Here is a 339-nt window from a genome sequence, read left to right as displayed (position 1 = left end):
TCAAGTGTTGCCAACACTGCGGGACAACCTTTTAGTGTAGCTGCGTTGCTTCTTGATATTGGTGAAAGCAACCAAAACAACGGCACCACTCAGGCCGCCTATGTTACCCTGAATACCACACTCCGAAGCGATTTGGAGGCACAGGCGCAAACCTACGGCCTCGCGCGCCCCTTGCCGGTGTTTATCAATCAAATGAATACGATTGTTCCCGGCCCTACGCCCGCGCCCGTGGATGGCTCTGTGGTGCCTGCCATCGCGCTTGCACAACTGCAACTTGCTCAGGAACAGGACTATTTCTGTCTGGTCGGCCCGTCATACCATATCCCCTATGTGAGCCTG

1 protein-coding gene is annotated in these 339 nt (G+C 54.9%); it reads left to right on the top strand.

Annotated elements, in window-relative coordinates; translation table 11 throughout:
* A partial coding sequence (locus A3764_RS25005; RefSeq protein ID WP_201722377.1) for a hypothetical protein occupies window positions 1-339 on the top strand: 339 nt, incomplete at both ends.

The organism is Sulfitobacter sp. HI0129 (assembly GCF_001635395.1).
Lineage (GTDB): Bacteria > Pseudomonadota > Alphaproteobacteria > Rhodobacterales > Rhodobacteraceae > Sulfitobacter.
The sequence above is the reverse complement of the archived record's forward strand: the minus strand, read 5'-3'. Positions and strand labels throughout refer to the sequence as shown.